We start from the raw sequence: 14,723 nt of genomic DNA, 5'->3' as shown, positions 1-14,723 counted from the left end.
CCTGCCCATGCCGGACAGCGGGCATCCCGTGTCGCGCCTCGGCCGCTTCGCGCGCGGCGTGCGGGTGCTCGATCTGTCCTGGTTCCTGCCGGGCCCGCTGGCCAGCCTGCTGCTGGCCGACATGGGGGCGGAGGTCATCAAGATCGAGCCGCCCGGCGGCGACCCCATGCGCGGTCTCGGCCCGCGCGACGCCGCCGGCGGGGGTGCCTTCCATGCGGCCGTCAATGCGGGAAAGGGCGTGCTGCGGATGGACCTGAAGCGGGCGGAGGACCATGCGGCCTTCCTCTCGCTCGTGGCGGGCGCGGATGTGCTGATCGAGGGCTTCCGCCCCGGCGTGATGGCGCGGCTGGGCGCGGACTGGCCCGCGCTGCGCGGGGTGAACCCGCGGCTGGTCTACTGCTCCATCAACGGCTACGGCGCGGCCGGGCCGCTGGCGCAGGCGGCGGGGCACGACAACAACTACCTCGCGAATGCCGGCGTGATGCACCGCAACGGGGCGGAGGCGCCGGTCTTCCTCGACCCCCCCGTCGCGGACGGCACCGGCGCGCTCTTCGCCGCGCTCGCCATCCTCGGCGCGCTGCTCGGCCGGCATTCGGATGGACAGGGCTGCCACATCGACCTGGCGCTGGCGGATGCGGCGATGCCGCTGCAGCTTTTCGCCATCGCCGGGCACGGCGCGACGGGCGAGGTGCCGGTGCGCGGCGGGACCTACCTGAACGGCGGCGCCGCCTACTACAACACCTATCGCTGCGCCGATGGCCGCCACGTCACCCTCGGCGCCATCGAGCCGAAGTTCTGGCGCGCCTTCTGCCACGCCGCCGGCCGCCCCGACTGGGCGACGCGGCAGGAGGAGGCGCTGCCCCAGGCGGCGCTGATCGCCGATGTGCAGGCGCTGATCGGCACGATGACGCGCGACGAGGCGGTGGCCCGCTTCGGGCCGGCGGATTGCTGCCTCAGCCCCGTGCTCGACCTCGGCGAGGCGGTCGCCTCGCCGCACCACCAGGCCAGGCGGCTGGTGCGGCGCGCCGCGGATGGCGCGCTGCAGGCGCTGTTCCCGGCCTGGATCGACGGCGTGCCCCCGCCCACCCGCCCGCCTTTGCGGGACGCGGCGGCGGAGGCCACGGCGCCGCCGCTCGGCGCCACGGAATGACAGGACACGAGGATCAGATGGCAGCAGGACCAAGGGTCGGTGTCGTGGGGGTGGCCATCCGGCCGCGCCTGCCCGACGATGCGCGGCATTCGCTGGAGGAACACCTGCACGCCGCCATGCAGGCGGCGCTGGCGGATGCGGGGCTTTCGACCCGCGACCTCGAAGGCATCGTGGTCGGCGCGAACGACCAGTACGACGGGCGCGCGATCTCGGTGATGATGGCGTCCGCCCCGCTCGGCGGCGTGGATCGCGACATCCTCTCGACCCCCTCCTCGGGCGAGCATGCCTTCGTGCTCGGCGCGCTGCGCATCGCGTCGGGCCAGTTCCGCACGCAGCTCGTGGCCGCCTGGAGCCCGACGGAGGCGTCCTCGATCCCCGAGGCGCAGCGGCTGGCGAACGACCCGCTGTTCCACCGCCGCCTGCCCCTCGACGAGCTGGCGGCGGCGGCGCTGCAGGCGAATGCGCTGGAACACGCGGCGCCCGGCACCGCCGCGCTGGCCGAGCGGCTGGCGCGGACCTGGCGCGCCAACGGCGCCCGCGCCTTCCCCGGCGCGGTGGAGGCCGACCTGCCGGCGGGCCGCGTCACCCGCTGGCCGCTGCGCACGGACATGGTGCGCGCGCCGGATGCCGGGCTGGTGGTGCTGATGCTGGCGTCGGAGGAGTTCATCCGCGAACGCGGTCTCGGCCCCGTCGCCTGGATCTCCGGCATGGGCTGGGCGACGGAGCCCGCCTTCCTCGGCGACCGGGACCTGGCGAAAGCGCCGGCGCTGGAAGCGGCGGCACGGCAGGCCTATGGCGAGGCCGGGATCGCGGCGGCCACGGACGCCTTCGACCTGGCGGAGGTGACGGACGCGACCCCCTACCAGGCGTTGCTGGCGATGGAGGCGCTCGGCCTCGCACCACGGCGGGACTGGCAGGGCGGGCTTGCGGCCTTCGGGCCGGACGGGCGGCTGCCGGTGAACCTCTCGGGCGGCGTCGCCTCGATGAACCCGGTCTTCTGCACCGGGCTGATCCGCATCGCGGAAGTGGCGAACCAGCTGCGCGGCCGGGCGGGCGCGCACCAGAAGCAGGGCGCGCGGCGCGGCCTGGCGCACGCCGCCAGTGGCCCGGCCATGCAGTACCAGACGGTCATCGTGCTCGAGGCCGGGGAAGGGAGGACCGCGGCATGAGCGCGCGCGTCGGAATCATCGGGATCGGCCAGTCGGACTTCCAGCCGCGCCGCAACGACGCGAGCTACCCGGACCTGGTGCGGGAAGCCGTGGTCATCGCCATGCAGGACGCCGGCCTCGGCTTCGACGACATCGAGGCGGTGGTCTATTCGCTGTCGCCCGATGCCATGGTGGGCATCGGCAATGCGGAACGGCTCGGCGTGGATGCCGTGGGGGGGCGCAACAAGCGCTTCCTGCGGATCAACACCGGCGGCGCCACCGGCATCTCCTCCGTCGCGACGGCCTGGACGCATGTGGCGTCCGGGGCCTGCGACGTCGTGCTGACGGCGGGCGCCGACAAGGTCGGCGAATGCGGCGACAGCCAGACGGTGCTCAACAAGATCTGGGACCCGATCTACGAACGCAGCCTGCCGCTCGGCACCATCAACATGCTGGCCATGTCGGCGGTCCGCTACATGCACAAATACGGCATGACGGAGGAGGACATGGCGCGCGTGGTGGTGAAGAACCGCCGCCATGCCGCGCGGAACCGCCACGCGCATCTCCGCAAGGAGACGACGATGGAGGAGGTCATGGCGTCGCGCATGATCTCCTGGCCGGTGAAGCTGTTCGACTGCTGCCCGCAATCCTCGGGCGGCTGCGCGATGGTGCTGGCCTCGGAACGCTACATCAAGGACCGCGGGCTGGATGCGGTGTGGATCACCGGCCTCGCCCACTCGTCCGAGACCTACTACCTCGGCGACCGGATGGGGCGCGGCTACACCGCCGACCACGCGGATGCGCATGCGCTGGGCGCGAGCTTCCGCAAGTCCTATGCGATGGCCGGCATCAAGGACCCGCGCAGGGACGTGCATGTGGCGGAGCTCTACGCGCCCTTCAGCAACACCGAGTTCCACTCGATCGAGGCGGCGCAGCTTGCCGGACTCGGCGAATCCCCGGCGATGCTGCGGGACGGCGCCTTCGCGCTCGGCGCCTCGTCCGGGCCGGTGGTGAATCCGTCGGGCGGGGTGCTCTGCACCAATGCCATCGCGGTCACCGCCATGGTGCGCGTGGCGGAGGCGGCGCTGCAGGTCTGGGGCCGCGCGGGCGACCGCCAGGTGAAGGGCGCGCGCATCGGCATCGCCAGCGGCAATGGCGGCGACCACCAGTTCTTCGGGACCATGGTGGTGGAAGCCTGACGGCGCGCCCCATGCGGCGGACGAATTCCAACGAGACGACAGGATGACGAAGATGGAACTGCTGAAGCGCCAGGAAGACTGGAAGATCACCTACACCCACGCGCTGGGCGAGACGGCGAGCTGGTTCTACGTGCAGATCCGCGACCACGCGAAGATCTACGGCAAGCGCGACGCCGGGTCGGGCCGCGTGCTCTGCCCGCCGCGCGCCTTCTCCGACCAGACGCTGGAGCCGACGACGGACTGGGTGGAGGTCGGCCCCGGCGGCGTGATCGAGGCCTTCACCATCGTCTACGACAAGTTCAACAACCTGCCCGACCCGCCCTATGCCTTCGGCTACGTCATGCTCGACGGCGCGGACACCGCGATCGGCGGCTTCTTCAAGGGCGTCGACCTGACCAGCGGCGCCGAGGCCGCGAAGCGGCTGGCCATCGGCACCCGCGTCACCACCCGCTTCGCCGAGAAGCGGATCGGCGACGTGATGGATTTCTGGTTCGAGCCGGCGGCCGGCTGAACCGGGCGGCGGGCGCGATGCGGACGGAAACCGGGCTCGACGGGCTGGCCTTCGCCGGCCATGACCTGCACCGCCCGGAATGCGTGCTGGCGACGCGGCGCGGGGACCTCTACGTCTCCGACCGGCGCGGCGGCGTCACCCACATCGCGCCCGACGGGTCGCAGCGGCTGATCGGCGGCGGCACCCTGATTCCGAACGGCATCGCGTTGCTGCGCGACGGCAGCTTCGCCATCGCCAACCTGTCCGACGAGGGCGGCGTCTGGCGGCTGCGGCCCGACGGCACGCTGTCGCGGGAGGTGACGGAGATCGCGGGCCGCAGGCTCGGCAGCGTGAACTTCGTGCGCACCGACAGCCGCGGCCGGCTGTGGATCTGCGTCAGCACCGGGGCACCGGGCGACAGCTACACCACGCATGTGGAGGACGGCTTCGTCGCGCTGCGCGACGAGCGCGGCATCCGCGTGCTGGCGACCGGCCTCGGCTGGACCAACGAATGCTGGCCGGACGAGGCGCGCGGCCATCTCTACGTCAACGAGACCTTCGGCCGGCGCCTGACGCGCTTCGACATGACGCCCGACGGCACGCTGTCGAACCGCGTCACGCTGTCGCAATTCGGCGCCGGGGACTTCCCCGACGGCCTGGCGCTGGACGAGGCGGGCGGCGTCTGGGTGGTGAGCGTGGCGAGCAACCGCGTCTGGCGGGTGGCGCCCGACGGCACGCGGGCGCTGGTGGTGGAGGACAGCGCGCCGGAACGCCTGGACCTGCTGGAGGAGGCGCTCTCCGCCCGCAGGCTCAGCCGCGACATGATGCACGGCACGCGCGGGCGGGTGCTGCGCAACGCCAGCAGCATCGCCTTCGGCGGGGCGGACCGCCGGACGGCGCATCTCGGCAGCCTCGGCGGCACGCGGCTCGCGACCTTCCGGGCCCCGGTGGCCGGCGTGGCGCCGGTGCATTGGGACTGGTAGCCTGGACCGAACGGGAGGAATGATCATGCACACCACGCGGCGGGCCGCGCTTGCCCTGCCCTTCCTTGCACTCGGCGGAACCGCCCTGGCGCAGGACGCCTTCCCCACGCGGTCCATCCGCCTCGTCGTGTCCTTCGCGCCGGGCGGGGCTGCCGATGTGGTGGCGCGGCTGCTGGCGCCGCGGCTCGGCGAAAGGCTCGGCCAGAACGTCGTGGTGGAGAACCGCGCGGGCGGCAGCGGCACGCTGGCCGGCGCGGCGGTGGCGCAGGCCGCGCCGGATGGCCACACGCTGCTGTGGGACGGGTTCAGCCATGTCGTGAACCCGCTGCTGCTGCGCGGGCTCGCCTTCGACTACGCCACGGCCTTCGCGCCGGTCACGCTCGTCGCGCAGTTCCCGCAGAGCCTCGCGGTCAAGGCCGGCAGCCCGTACCAGGACATCCGCGGCTTCATCGCCGCCGCCCGCGCCAATCCAGGCGGCATCAGCGTCGGCTTCTCCGGCAACGGCACGGCCAGCCACATGCTGGTGGAACGCTTCCGCCACGCGACCGGCGCGCCGCTGAACGCGGTGCCCTATCGCGGCGCTGGCGACACGCTGCGAGACATCAGCGCGGGCACGCTGGATGCCGCGGTGCTGGCCATCTCCACCTCCACGCAGCTGGAAGGCGCGGGGCGGGCGAAGGTGCTCGGCGTCGCGACGGCGGAACGCATCCCGGCGCGCCCGGGCGTGCCGACGCTGATCGAATCCGGCCTGCCCGGTTTCGTGCTGTCCGACATGGCCGCCGTCTTCGCCCCCGCCGGCACGCCCGATGCGGTGCGGGAGAGGCTGCACGGCGCGATCGCCGCGACCCTGGCCGAGCCAGAGGTGAAGGCCCGCTTCGACCAGCTGGTGATCCTGCCCGGCGGCGCGCCGCCCGCGGAATTCGCCGCCTGGATCGAGCGCAGCCGCGCGGAGATGGCGGCGCTGGTGCGCGAAGCGAATATCCGCGTCGAGTGAGCGGCGCATGACCCACACCGCCGCCCTCGCCCGCTACGCCGCCGGGCTGCGCTGGCACGACCAGCCGGCGTCCGTCCAGGCGGAGGCGCAGCGGGCGCTGCTGAACTGGTTCGGCGTCGCGCTCGGCGGCTCCACCGCGCCGGAACACGCCCGCATCCTCGCAACGCTCGGCCAGCCGGGCGGGGCCTGGATGGCCGGGCATGCGCGGCGGCTGGAACGCGGCGCCGCGGCGGTGATGAACGGGCTTGCCGCCTCGCAGGACTGCTTCGACGACACCCACCTGGCGACCGTCATCCACCCCACCGCGCCGGTCGCCGCCGCCGCGCTCGCGGCCGCGGCGGGCCGCGCCGTCGGCGGGGCGGAGCTGCTGGCGGCGGTGATCGCGGGGGACGAGATCGCCTGCCGCCTGGGCCTGGCGCTGATGGGCGGGCCGCACCCGGCCTCCCTCGGCTGGTACATGACGGGGGTGGTCGGCACCATCGGCGCCGCCGCGGCGGCGGGGCGGGTGCTGGGGCTGACGGCGGCGGCGATGACCTCCGCGCTCGGCTTCGCGGTGGCGCAGGCGGCGGGGCTGCGTTCGGCCCATGCCAGCGTGATGAGCCCGCTCGTGCCGGGCCTCGCCGCCCGCAACGGGCTGGCGGCGGCGCTGCTGGCGGAAGCGGGGCTCACCTGCCATGACGGCGCGCTGGAGGGGCCGAACGGGCTGCTGCCGACCATGGCGCCCGGCAACCCGGCGGCTCCGCTGACCGAAGGACTCGGCGCCCGCCACGCGATGCTGGACCTCGCCTACAAGCCCTATCCCTGCGGCGTCGCCGTGCATCCCGCGATCGATGGCTGCCTTGCCATCCTGGCCCGCGCGCGCCCCGCACCGGAGGAGATCGCGCGCATCGAGGTGACGGTGGATCCGCTGGCCGAACGGCTCTGCCTGCGCGAGGAGGTCGCCAGCCCCTTCGACGCGCAGGTCAGCATCGCCCATTGGTGCGCCGCGACGCTGGTCGCCGGGCGGGCCGGGGTGGAGCAGGCGCGGCATGTGCACGACCCCGCCGTGGTCGCGCTGCGGCGGCGCGTGGTCGCGATCCCCGACGCGACCCTGGCGCGGGACCAGGCGCGCGTCGCGCTGGTGCTGCGCGGCGGGACGCGGCTGGAAGCGGCGGTGGAGCACGCGACGGGCAGCGTGGCGAACCCGATGGACGCGGCCGCGCTGCGGCGGAAGGCGCTGGACCAGGCGGTGCCGGTGCTGGGCGTGGCCGCGGCGGCGCGGCTGCTGGACCGGCTCGACGCCCTGCCGGACCTGCCCGACATCGCCGCCCTGCTGGAAGCCGCGACGCCGGGCGCCTGACCGCAGCCCCGGCCTATTCCACCCGCACGCCGGCGGCGCGCACCACCTCGCCCCAGCGGATGCGTTCGGCGGCCACGAAGCGCGCCGTCTCCTCCGGCGTCGTGGCCAGCGTGCGGCCGCCGGCGGCGAGGAAGCGGCGCTGCACGGCCGGGTCGGCCGCAATTTCCCGCACCTCCGCCGCCAGGCGTGCCACGATGGCGTCCGGCGTGCCGGCCGGGAAGGCGAAGGCGCCCCAGCTCGGCACCGCGAAGCCGGGCAGCCCGGCCTCCGCCATGGTCGGCACCTCCGGCACGGTCGGCCAGCGTTCGGCGGCGGCGACCGCGATGGCACGCAGCCTCCCCTCACGCAGCAGCGCCGTGTAGGTGGCGATGTTGTCCACCGAGAAGTCGAGCGCGCCGCTCACCAGGTCCAGCACGCGCTGCGACCCTTCGCGATAGGGGACGTGCTGCGCGGGGATGCCGATGCGGGCCTTGAACATCTCGCCCGCCAGGTGGGGCGTGGTGCCGGCGCCGGCGGAGCTGAAGGTCAGCTCCCGCCCCTGTGCGCGCGCCCAGGCGATGAATTCGGGCAGGGTGCGCGCCGGGTTGCGCTCGGCCGAGACGAACAGGCAGTTGGCGCTTTCCCAGATCAGCGTCGCCGGCACGAAGTCCCGCGCGGGGTCGTAGGGCAGGCGGGCATAGAGATGTTCGTTGATGGTCAGCGTGCCGATCGTGGCGGCGTAGAGGTGGTGGCCGTCATTCGGCGCGCGGGCCGCGACCTCGGACCCGATGCTGCCGCCCGCGCCGGTCCGGTTCTCCGACACGAAGGGCTGGCCGAGGCGCTGGGCGAGGCCCTCGGCGACGATGCGCACCAGCACGTCATGCGCGGCGCCGGGCGCGAAGGGGTTGATGATCCGCACCTGCCGCGCGGGCCAGGCGGTGCCCTGGGCGGGGGCGCCGCGCGGCAGCAGGCCGGCTGCGAGCCCCGCGCCGAGCAGCGTGCGTCGTTCCATCATGGCGTCGTCCCTTCCCTTGCGCGGCACGTCGCTTGCGCACCGTCGCGGACTTCAGCATACCTTCCGGTATCGAATACGGCGAGCCGGAATATCGCCGGGAAGAGGGGGAGACGCATGGCCTACACCGTCGGCGACCTGGTGGCGGAATTCCTGGCGGCCGCGGGCGTCACCACCGCCTTCGGCATCGTCTCCATCCACAACATCCCGGTGCTGGACGCCATCGGCCGGCGCAACGCCATCCGCTTCGTCCCGGCGCGGGGCGAGATGGGCGGCGGCCACATGGCGGATGCCCATGCGCGCGCGACCGGCGGGCTCGGCGTGCTCGTCACCAGCACGGGGCCCGGCGCCGCCAACGCCGTGCCGGCGCTGGTCGAGGCGCGTTTCGCCGGCAGCCCGCTGCTGCACGTCACCGGCCAGACCGCGACACGCTTGCTCGGTCGCGATACCGGCGCGGTGCATGACGTGCCGGGCCAGGGGGAGATGCTCGCCGCCGTCTGCAAGTCCGTCCATCGCGTGCGGGTCGCGGAGGAAGCCTTCGGCGTGCTGCTCGCCGCCGCGGCGGATGCGCTGTCCGCGCCGATGGGCCCGGTGACGATCGAGATCCCGACCGACCTGCAGCGCGCCGCCGTCGCGCGCCCCGCCGCGCTGGACCGCCTGGTCCTGCCGGTCCGCCCCGCGCCGCTGCCGGCGGCGGCGGAGCTGGACGCGCTGGCGGAGATGCTGGCGGCTGCCCGGCGGCCGATGCTCTGGCTCGGCAACGGCGCCAAAGGCGCGGCGGCGGAGGCGCGGGCGCTGGCCGATCTCGGCTTCGGCATCGTCACCTCCTGGAACGGCCGCGGCACCGTGCCGGACGACCACCCGATGAGCTTCGGCGCGCTGCACGGCAACGACGCGCCGCTGGTCGAACGCTTCTACGAGGGCGTGGACGCGATGGTCGTCGTCGGGTCCCGCCTGCGCGGGCACGAGACGCTGGACGGCGCGCTGAAGCTGCCGCGGAACCTGGTGCAGGTGGATGTGGACCCGCGCGCGGCGGGCCGCACCTATCCCTCGGCGCAGTTCGTGGCGGGGGACGCGGCGGCGGTGCTGGGCGGGCTGGCGCGGCGCCTCGGCGGGCGGCTCGGTATCGAGCCCGGCTTCGCCGCGGAGCTCGCCCGCACGCGGGACGCGGCGCGCGCGGCCTATCGCGACACGCTCGGCCCCTATGCCGATTTCCCGGCGCAGCTGCGCGCGGCCATGCCGCGCGACGCGCTCTGGGTGCGGGATGCGACGGTGGCAGGGGCGACCTGGGCGCACCGGCTGGTGCCGGTCCATGGCCCGCGCGATTCCATCCACCCGGTCGGCGCCGCCATCGGCCCGGGCCTGCCCTTCGGCATCGGCGCCGCGCTGGCGGCGGGCCCGGCGGGGCGGAAGACGGTGATGATGGCCGGCGACGGCGGCTTCGCGATGAACATGAGCGAGCTGTTCACCGCCACGCAGGAACGGGCCGAGCTGTGCTGCATCGTGATGAATGACGGCATCTATGCCGCCATCGGCCACATCCAGGACGCCTTCCAGGACGGCCGCCGCTTCTTCGGGGAGCTGCGCCACCCGGACCTGCAGGCGCTGGCCGCGCTGGCCGGCATCCCGGCCTGGCGGGTGGACCGGGCGGACGCTTTCGGCGAAACCGTCGCACGCGCGCTGGCCACCCCCGGCCCGACGCTGGTGGAGGTGGACATGCGCGCGATCGGCCCCGTGCCGTCCTATGGCCCTTATGCGAAGAGGCGCAGCGCATGAGTTTCGACCCCGCCGCGCAGGGCTGGCGCCGCTATGAGGACAAGGCCCTGCCCCAGGTCACGCCGGGCCAGTGGATCAGGGAGGAAGGCGAGGGTTTCGCCTTCGGCTTCGAGACCGGCAGCGCGCAGGAGAATGGCCGCGGCGTGATCCATGGCGGCATCCTCGCCACCTATATCGACCACACGATCGGCCGCACCGCTTATCGCGCGGCCAAGGCCGCGGCGGTGGCGACCATCCAGCTCGACCTCCACTACCTCGCCGCCGTGCGGGCCGGGGACTTCGTGGAGGCGCGGGCCGAGGTCACGCGGCTGACGCGCGCCGTCATCTTCCTGCGCGGCACGCTGGCCGTCGGGGACCGCGCCGTGCTGGCCGCAAGCGGGATCTGGAAGATCCTCGGGCGGTAGCGCGCCGGCGGTTCCGCCTCCGCGGATCGGGCGCTACAGGCCCAGCGCGTGTTCCCGCGCCGGGCGCAGCTCGCCCCGCTCGATCCGGCGCATCAGCGCATCCACCCGCCCGTGCAGCGCGGCGTCCACGCCGACCTCCGCGCCACGCCGCGCGACCAGGCCGTTGATCGCCCCGGTCTCCGTCCGGCGCCCCTTGCGGATGTCCTGGCCCATGGAAGGGCGGGAGGCGTCGTTGCGCGTGGCGTTCACGGCCGCGATCTGCGCCTCCACCGCCGCCATCGCCGCCGCGTCGTGTTCGGCCCGCGCCAGGAGGTCGAGGTCGAGCCCGCTCATCGGTTCCAGCGCGAGGCCCATGGCGCGGCCGACCCGCACCGCCTGGCTGCCGAGCCGGATGGACAGGCGGCGCACCGGCTCGTCCAGGTCGCGCTCCTTGCTCGACAGGCCGGTCATCGCGCAGGTGGCGTTGCGCATGGCGTTGATGACGAGCTTCGACCACCGGTCTCCCCAGAGATTCGTCGTGACCTTCGCGCTGTCGCCGAGGCCGACCATCTCCGCCACCATCTCCGCCCGCGGCGTCACGCGGCCATGCGGCTCACCCACCTTCATGCCGATGCGGGCGGCATCGCCGCGCAGCGAGTTGCGCTGGACATGGCCGGGCGCGACGAGTTCCGCCGAATGCAGCCCGACCGAGCAGCCGAGCACGCGCGACCAGCCGGCAAGGCCCGCGATCGTGTCCTCGTTGATGCTGTTCTGGGCCGAGACGAGCACGCCCTGCGGCGCGAGGAAGGGCAGCACCAGCGCGGTGGCCCAGGCGGTGTCGTAGGACTTCACCGCGATGAAGGCGACGTCGAAGGGCGCCTCGAAGGCCAGTTGCGGCACGTCGGCGACGTGCAGGGCGCGGACCGGCACGGCGAAGCAGCCGTCCGGCTCCATCGCGGCGATGCGCAGCCCCCCTTCCCGCATCGCCTCCACATGGGCGGGCCAGCCATCGATGAAGGTCGCGTCCCGCCCGGCGCGGACGAGATGAGCGCCAATGTACCCGCCGACCGCGCCGGCGCCGACGACCGCGATCCTCATGTGAGGTCCACCTGCAGCCCCTCGCGCCGGATCACCTCGGCCCATTTCGCGGTCTCGGCGCGCAGGAAGGCACCGAATTCCTCCGGCGCGCCATAGGCGGGCGTGCCGCCGAGGGCGAGGAAGCGCTGCGCCGTCTCGGGGGAGGTCAGCAGGTCCCGCATCTCCGCGTTGAGCGTGCGGATCGCGGCCTCCGGCGTGCCCTTCGCGGCCAGCAGGCCGATCCAGCTGCCGGTGGAGAAGGTCGCGAATTCGGCCATCGCCTCGCGCATCGTGGGCAGCTCGGGCATCAGGGGGCTGCGCTCCGGCCCGGTGACGGCGATGGCGCGCACCCGGCCGGCGCGTATGGATTCGACGTGGTTCGCGATCAGGTCGAAGACGAAGTGGATGTTGCCCGCGATCAGGTCCGTGTTCGCCGGCGCCGTGCCCCGGTAATGCACCGGGACGCTTCGCGTCTGGGCGACCTGGTTGAACCAGACCGCGGCCAGGTGGGGCGACTGGCCGATGCCGGGCGTGCCGTAGCTGTACTTGTCCGGTGAGTCCCGCAGCAGCGCCACGAAGTCCCGCAGGGTCGTCGCGGGCACGGTGGGATGCACCACCAGCACATGCGGCGTGGTGAACATGTTGGAGATCGGCACCAGGTCATCGGGACCGTAAGGCATGTTGCGCGCCAGCGAATAGGCGATGGACTGCGCGCCGATATTCCCCATCAGCAGCGTGTGCCCATCGGGCGGGGAGCGCAGCACGTCCATCGTGCCGATGGTGCCGCCGGCGCCCGCCCGGTTGTCCACCACCACGGGCTGGCCAAGGCGGGGTGCGAGGAACTGCGCGGCGATGCGGGCCATCACGTCATTCGCGCCGGCGGCGGCGGTGGGCACCACCATGCGGATCGGGCGGTTCGGCCGCCAGGGCGCGGGCGCCTGGGCCGCCCCCGTCCGTGCCAGGGCGGGCGTCAGGGCCAGGCCGAGCGCGGCGCGCCGGGTCAGCGGGACGGTCATGGCGGTCCTCCAGCGGCCGGGAGGCCTTCCCGCGCCTTACTGACCAGTATTCCGAAGGACCCGTAGGGACGCAAGTGGCCCCTCCCCTCCCGCGTCGCCGCGCGGCGCCGCATCATGGCGCCGGCGGGCGATGCGCCCGCGGATCGAGGAGGAAGCACGATGCCCACCGTCACCGTCCAGTGGTTCACCGGCCGCGACGCCGCGAAGAAGCGCCGCGTCGCGCAGGGGATCATGGCCGCGCTCCAGGCGGAGGGCGTCGATCCCGCGGCCACCTCCATCATCTTCCAGGATGTGGAGCGGGAGGACTGGCTGTCCGGCACGGCGCTGGCCGAGACGCCGCCGGTCCGGCAGGGCGGCGGCTGAAGGCAGGGCTACGCCGCCTCCGAGGCCGCATCGCGGCCGCGGATGAAGTCCGCGGCCCGCTCGGCGATCATCAGCGTGGTGGCGTAGGTGTTGGCCGAGGGCATGCTCGGCATGACCGACGCGTCGACGACGCGCAGCGCCTGCAGGCCGTGCACCCGCAGCCTGTCGTCGACGACGGCGGTCGGGTCGGTCTCCGGCCCCATCCGTGCGGTGCCGATGAGGTGGTAGGTGGTGCTGCCGTTCCGCTTTGCGAAATCCAGCAACTCGTCATCCGTCTGCGCCTGCGGGCCGGGCAGCGTCTCGCGTTCGAGATAGGGCGCGAGTTCGGGCGTGGCGAGCATGCGGCGGATCAGCCGCATGCCGCCGAGATGCACGCGGATGTCCATGGGGTCCGACAGGTAGTTCGGGTTGATCTCCGGATCCTCGAACACGTCGGTGCTGCGCGCGCGCACCCATCCCGTGCTTTCCGGCCGGTGCTGCCAGGCGCCGGCGGTGACGCCCGGGTAGTCGTCCAGGATGTAGACCTTGCCCTCGGCATAGGAGCCGGGGGTGAAGACGCATTGCAAGTCCGGCTGGTCCAGGCCCTCGAAGCTTTTCCAGAAGACATGGACATGGCTGGGCGTGGTGGCCAGCATGCTCGGGCGACGCAACGCCCAGCGTGCGATCTGCGCGCCGAGCCTGATGCCGCGGGACAGCTCGTTCAGCGTCTCCACCCCCGGCTTCGCGCGCATGACGAAGCGGGAGGCGTAGTGGTCCCGGAAGTTGGAGCCGACTCCGCGCAGCTCGTGCACCACCTCGACCCCGAGCCGCCCGAGCAGGTCCGCCGGCCCGACGCCCGAGACCTGCAGCAGCCGCGCCGTGTTGACCGTGCCGGCCGAGACGATCACCTCGCGCCGCGCGCGCACCTCCCTTGCCGGTGCGCCGGGCGCCGCGACATAGCGGACGCCCACGGCGCGCGTGCCCTCGAAGATGATCCGGCTGGCGCGGGCATGGGTCCGCACCTCGAGGTTCTTCCGCGTCATCGCCGGGTGGAGGAAGGCCCGCGCCGCGGAGACCCGGCGGCCGTTGCGGATGGTGCGCTGGTAATAGCCGACGCCGGCCTGGTCGCCGCTGTTGTAGTCCAGGGCACGCGGAATCCCGAGGCCGAGGCACCCCTGAATGAAGGCTTCCGAGACGGGGTTGATCCAGTCCATGTCGGTGACCGGGATCGCGCCCTCATTCGTGCCCCGACTGTGACCGGCGACGCCGATGCGGTTCTCGCTGCGCCGGTAGTAGGGGAGGCAATCCGCATAGCCCCAGCCGCGGTTGCCTCGCTGCGCCCAGCTGTCGAGGTCGTTCGGTTGCCCCCGGTTGTAGATCATGCCGTTGACCGAGGAGGAACCGCCGAGCGTGCGCCCCTGCGTCGTGCTGATCCGGCGCCCGCCGGTCATCGGGATCGCCTCGGTCTTGAACTGCCAGGTGACGCCGGGATCGGCGAGCGTCTTCACGAAGCCGGCGGGGATGTGGATGAAGGGATTGCGATCCGGCGGCCCGGCTTCGAGCACGCAGACCGTCACGCCGGGATCTTCGGTGAGCCGGTTCGCAAGCACGGACCCGGCCGCGCCCGAGCCGACAATGACGTAATCGAAGCTGTCCGGGGCCGCGCTGGTCATGTCCGTGTTCCTGGGCTAGGCCGGCAGGATACGAAGCGGATGGGACCGGGGGCTAGGGGGGTGGCGCAGCTTCGCGGACCTGGATTGCAGGCCGAATCTTCCCGCACCAACGCAAAACGCCCCTGGTCCTGTGGGGACCAGAGGCGTTCTCGCCGAACTTAT

At 73.3% G+C, this 14,723-nt stretch carries 14 protein-coding genes; 10 read left to right on the top strand and 4 right to left on the bottom strand.

Going from position 1 to position 14,723, the window contains the following annotated elements; genetic code table 11:
* Positions 1–7 precede the first annotated feature (7 nt).
* From ACK8OX_RS09420 to ACK8OX_RS09390, 7 genes are read left to right on the top strand one after another with little or no spacing between them, the layout of a single operon-like run.
* On the top strand, positions 8–1,150 hold the full coding sequence (locus ACK8OX_RS09420; protein WP_430663764.1) for a CaiB/BaiF CoA transferase family protein: 1,143 nt from the start codon (positions 8–10) through the stop codon (positions 1,148–1,150).
* Positions 1,151–1,167: 17 nt separating this feature from the next.
* Positions 1,168–2,319, top strand: coding sequence for a thiolase C-terminal domain-containing protein (locus ACK8OX_RS09415; RefSeq protein WP_430663763.1), 1,152 nt, complete (start codon positions 1,168–1,170; stop codon positions 2,317–2,319).
* Positions 2,316–3,497 carry a thiolase family protein gene (locus ACK8OX_RS09410; protein WP_430663762.1) on the top strand — a complete coding sequence of 394 codons (1,182 nt, stop codon included), beginning with the start codon at positions 2,316–2,318 and terminating at the stop codon, positions 3,495–3,497. Before ACK8OX_RS09415 ends, ACK8OX_RS09410 begins: the two co-directional genes overlap by 4 nt.
* Before the next feature lie 43 nt (positions 3,498–3,540).
* Positions 3,541–4,008 carry a Zn-ribbon domain-containing OB-fold protein gene (locus tag ACK8OX_RS09405; protein WP_430663761.1) on the top strand — a complete coding sequence of 156 codons (468 nt, stop codon included), beginning with the start codon at positions 3,541–3,543 and terminating at the stop codon, positions 4,006–4,008.
* Between the two features lie 17 nt (positions 4,009–4,025).
* Positions 4,026–4,970, top strand: coding sequence for an SMP-30/gluconolactonase/LRE family protein (locus ACK8OX_RS09400; protein WP_430663760.1), 945 nt, complete (start codon positions 4,026–4,028; stop codon positions 4,968–4,970).
* Between the two features lie 25 nt (positions 4,971–4,995).
* Positions 4,996–5,964 carry a Bug family tripartite tricarboxylate transporter substrate binding protein gene (locus tag ACK8OX_RS09395; RefSeq protein ID WP_430663758.1) on the top strand — a complete coding sequence of 323 codons (969 nt, stop codon included), beginning with the start codon at positions 4,996–4,998 and terminating at the stop codon, positions 5,962–5,964.
* Between the two features lie 7 nt (positions 5,965–5,971).
* A complete protein-coding gene (locus tag ACK8OX_RS09390) occupies positions 5,972–7,303 on the top strand; it encodes an MmgE/PrpD family protein (protein WP_430663757.1) in 1,332 nt (443 codons plus the stop codon).
* A 13-nt stretch (positions 7,304–7,316) separates the two neighbouring features.
* Here ACK8OX_RS09390 and ACK8OX_RS09385 read toward each other — a convergent pair whose 3' ends face one another.
* Positions 7,317–8,297, bottom strand: coding sequence for a Bug family tripartite tricarboxylate transporter substrate binding protein (locus ACK8OX_RS09385; protein WP_430663756.1), 981 nt, complete (start codon positions 8,295–8,297; stop codon positions 7,317–7,319).
* Positions 8,298–8,411: 114 nt separating this feature from the next.
* On the opposite strand from ACK8OX_RS09385, the gene ACK8OX_RS09380 reads away from it, so the two are divergent.
* Together ACK8OX_RS09380 and ACK8OX_RS09375 are read left to right on the top strand one after the other, a co-directional pair.
* Entirely contained in the window at positions 8,412–10,070 is a 1,659-nt protein-coding gene (locus tag ACK8OX_RS09380) for a thiamine pyrophosphate-binding protein (protein ID WP_430663755.1), read from the top strand.
* On the top strand, positions 10,067–10,474 hold the full coding sequence (locus tag ACK8OX_RS09375) for a PaaI family thioesterase (protein WP_430663754.1): 408 nt from the start codon (positions 10,067–10,069) through the stop codon (positions 10,472–10,474). Before ACK8OX_RS09380 ends, ACK8OX_RS09375 begins: the two co-directional genes overlap by 4 nt.
* 33 nt (positions 10,475–10,507) lie before the next feature.
* Here ACK8OX_RS09375 and ACK8OX_RS09370 read toward each other — a convergent pair whose 3' ends face one another.
* Together ACK8OX_RS09370 and ACK8OX_RS09365 are read right to left on the bottom strand one after the other, a co-directional pair.
* Entirely contained in the window at positions 10,508–11,551 is a 1,044-nt protein-coding gene (locus ACK8OX_RS09370) for a ketopantoate reductase family protein (protein WP_430663753.1), read from the bottom strand.
* Positions 11,548–12,546 carry a Bug family tripartite tricarboxylate transporter substrate binding protein gene (locus ACK8OX_RS09365; RefSeq protein WP_430663752.1) on the bottom strand — a complete coding sequence of 333 codons (999 nt, stop codon included), beginning with the start codon at positions 12,544–12,546 and terminating at the stop codon, positions 11,548–11,550. Before ACK8OX_RS09365 ends, ACK8OX_RS09370 begins: the two co-directional genes overlap by 4 nt.
* A gap of 159 nt (positions 12,547–12,705) precedes the next feature.
* Here ACK8OX_RS09365 and ACK8OX_RS09360 point away from each other — a divergent pair, with 159 nt between their 5' ends.
* Entirely contained in the window at positions 12,706–12,909 is a 204-nt protein-coding gene (locus ACK8OX_RS09360) for a tautomerase family protein (protein WP_430663751.1), read from the top strand.
* An 8-nt stretch (positions 12,910–12,917) separates the two neighbouring features.
* On the opposite strand, the gene ACK8OX_RS09355 is transcribed toward ACK8OX_RS09360, so the two are convergent.
* Positions 12,918–14,561, bottom strand: a complete 1,644-nt coding sequence (locus ACK8OX_RS09355) for a GMC family oxidoreductase (RefSeq protein WP_430663750.1) — start codon at positions 14,559–14,561, stop codon at positions 12,918–12,920.
* Positions 14,562–14,723 lie beyond the last annotated feature (162 nt).

Origin of the sequence: Falsiroseomonas sp. CW058, assembly GCF_050563535.1 — a bacterium.
Taxonomy (GTDB): domain Bacteria; phylum Pseudomonadota; class Alphaproteobacteria; order Acetobacterales; family Acetobacteraceae; genus Falsiroseomonas.
Note: the sequence above shows the minus strand (reverse complement) of the source record. Positions and strands in the feature narration are given on the sequence as shown.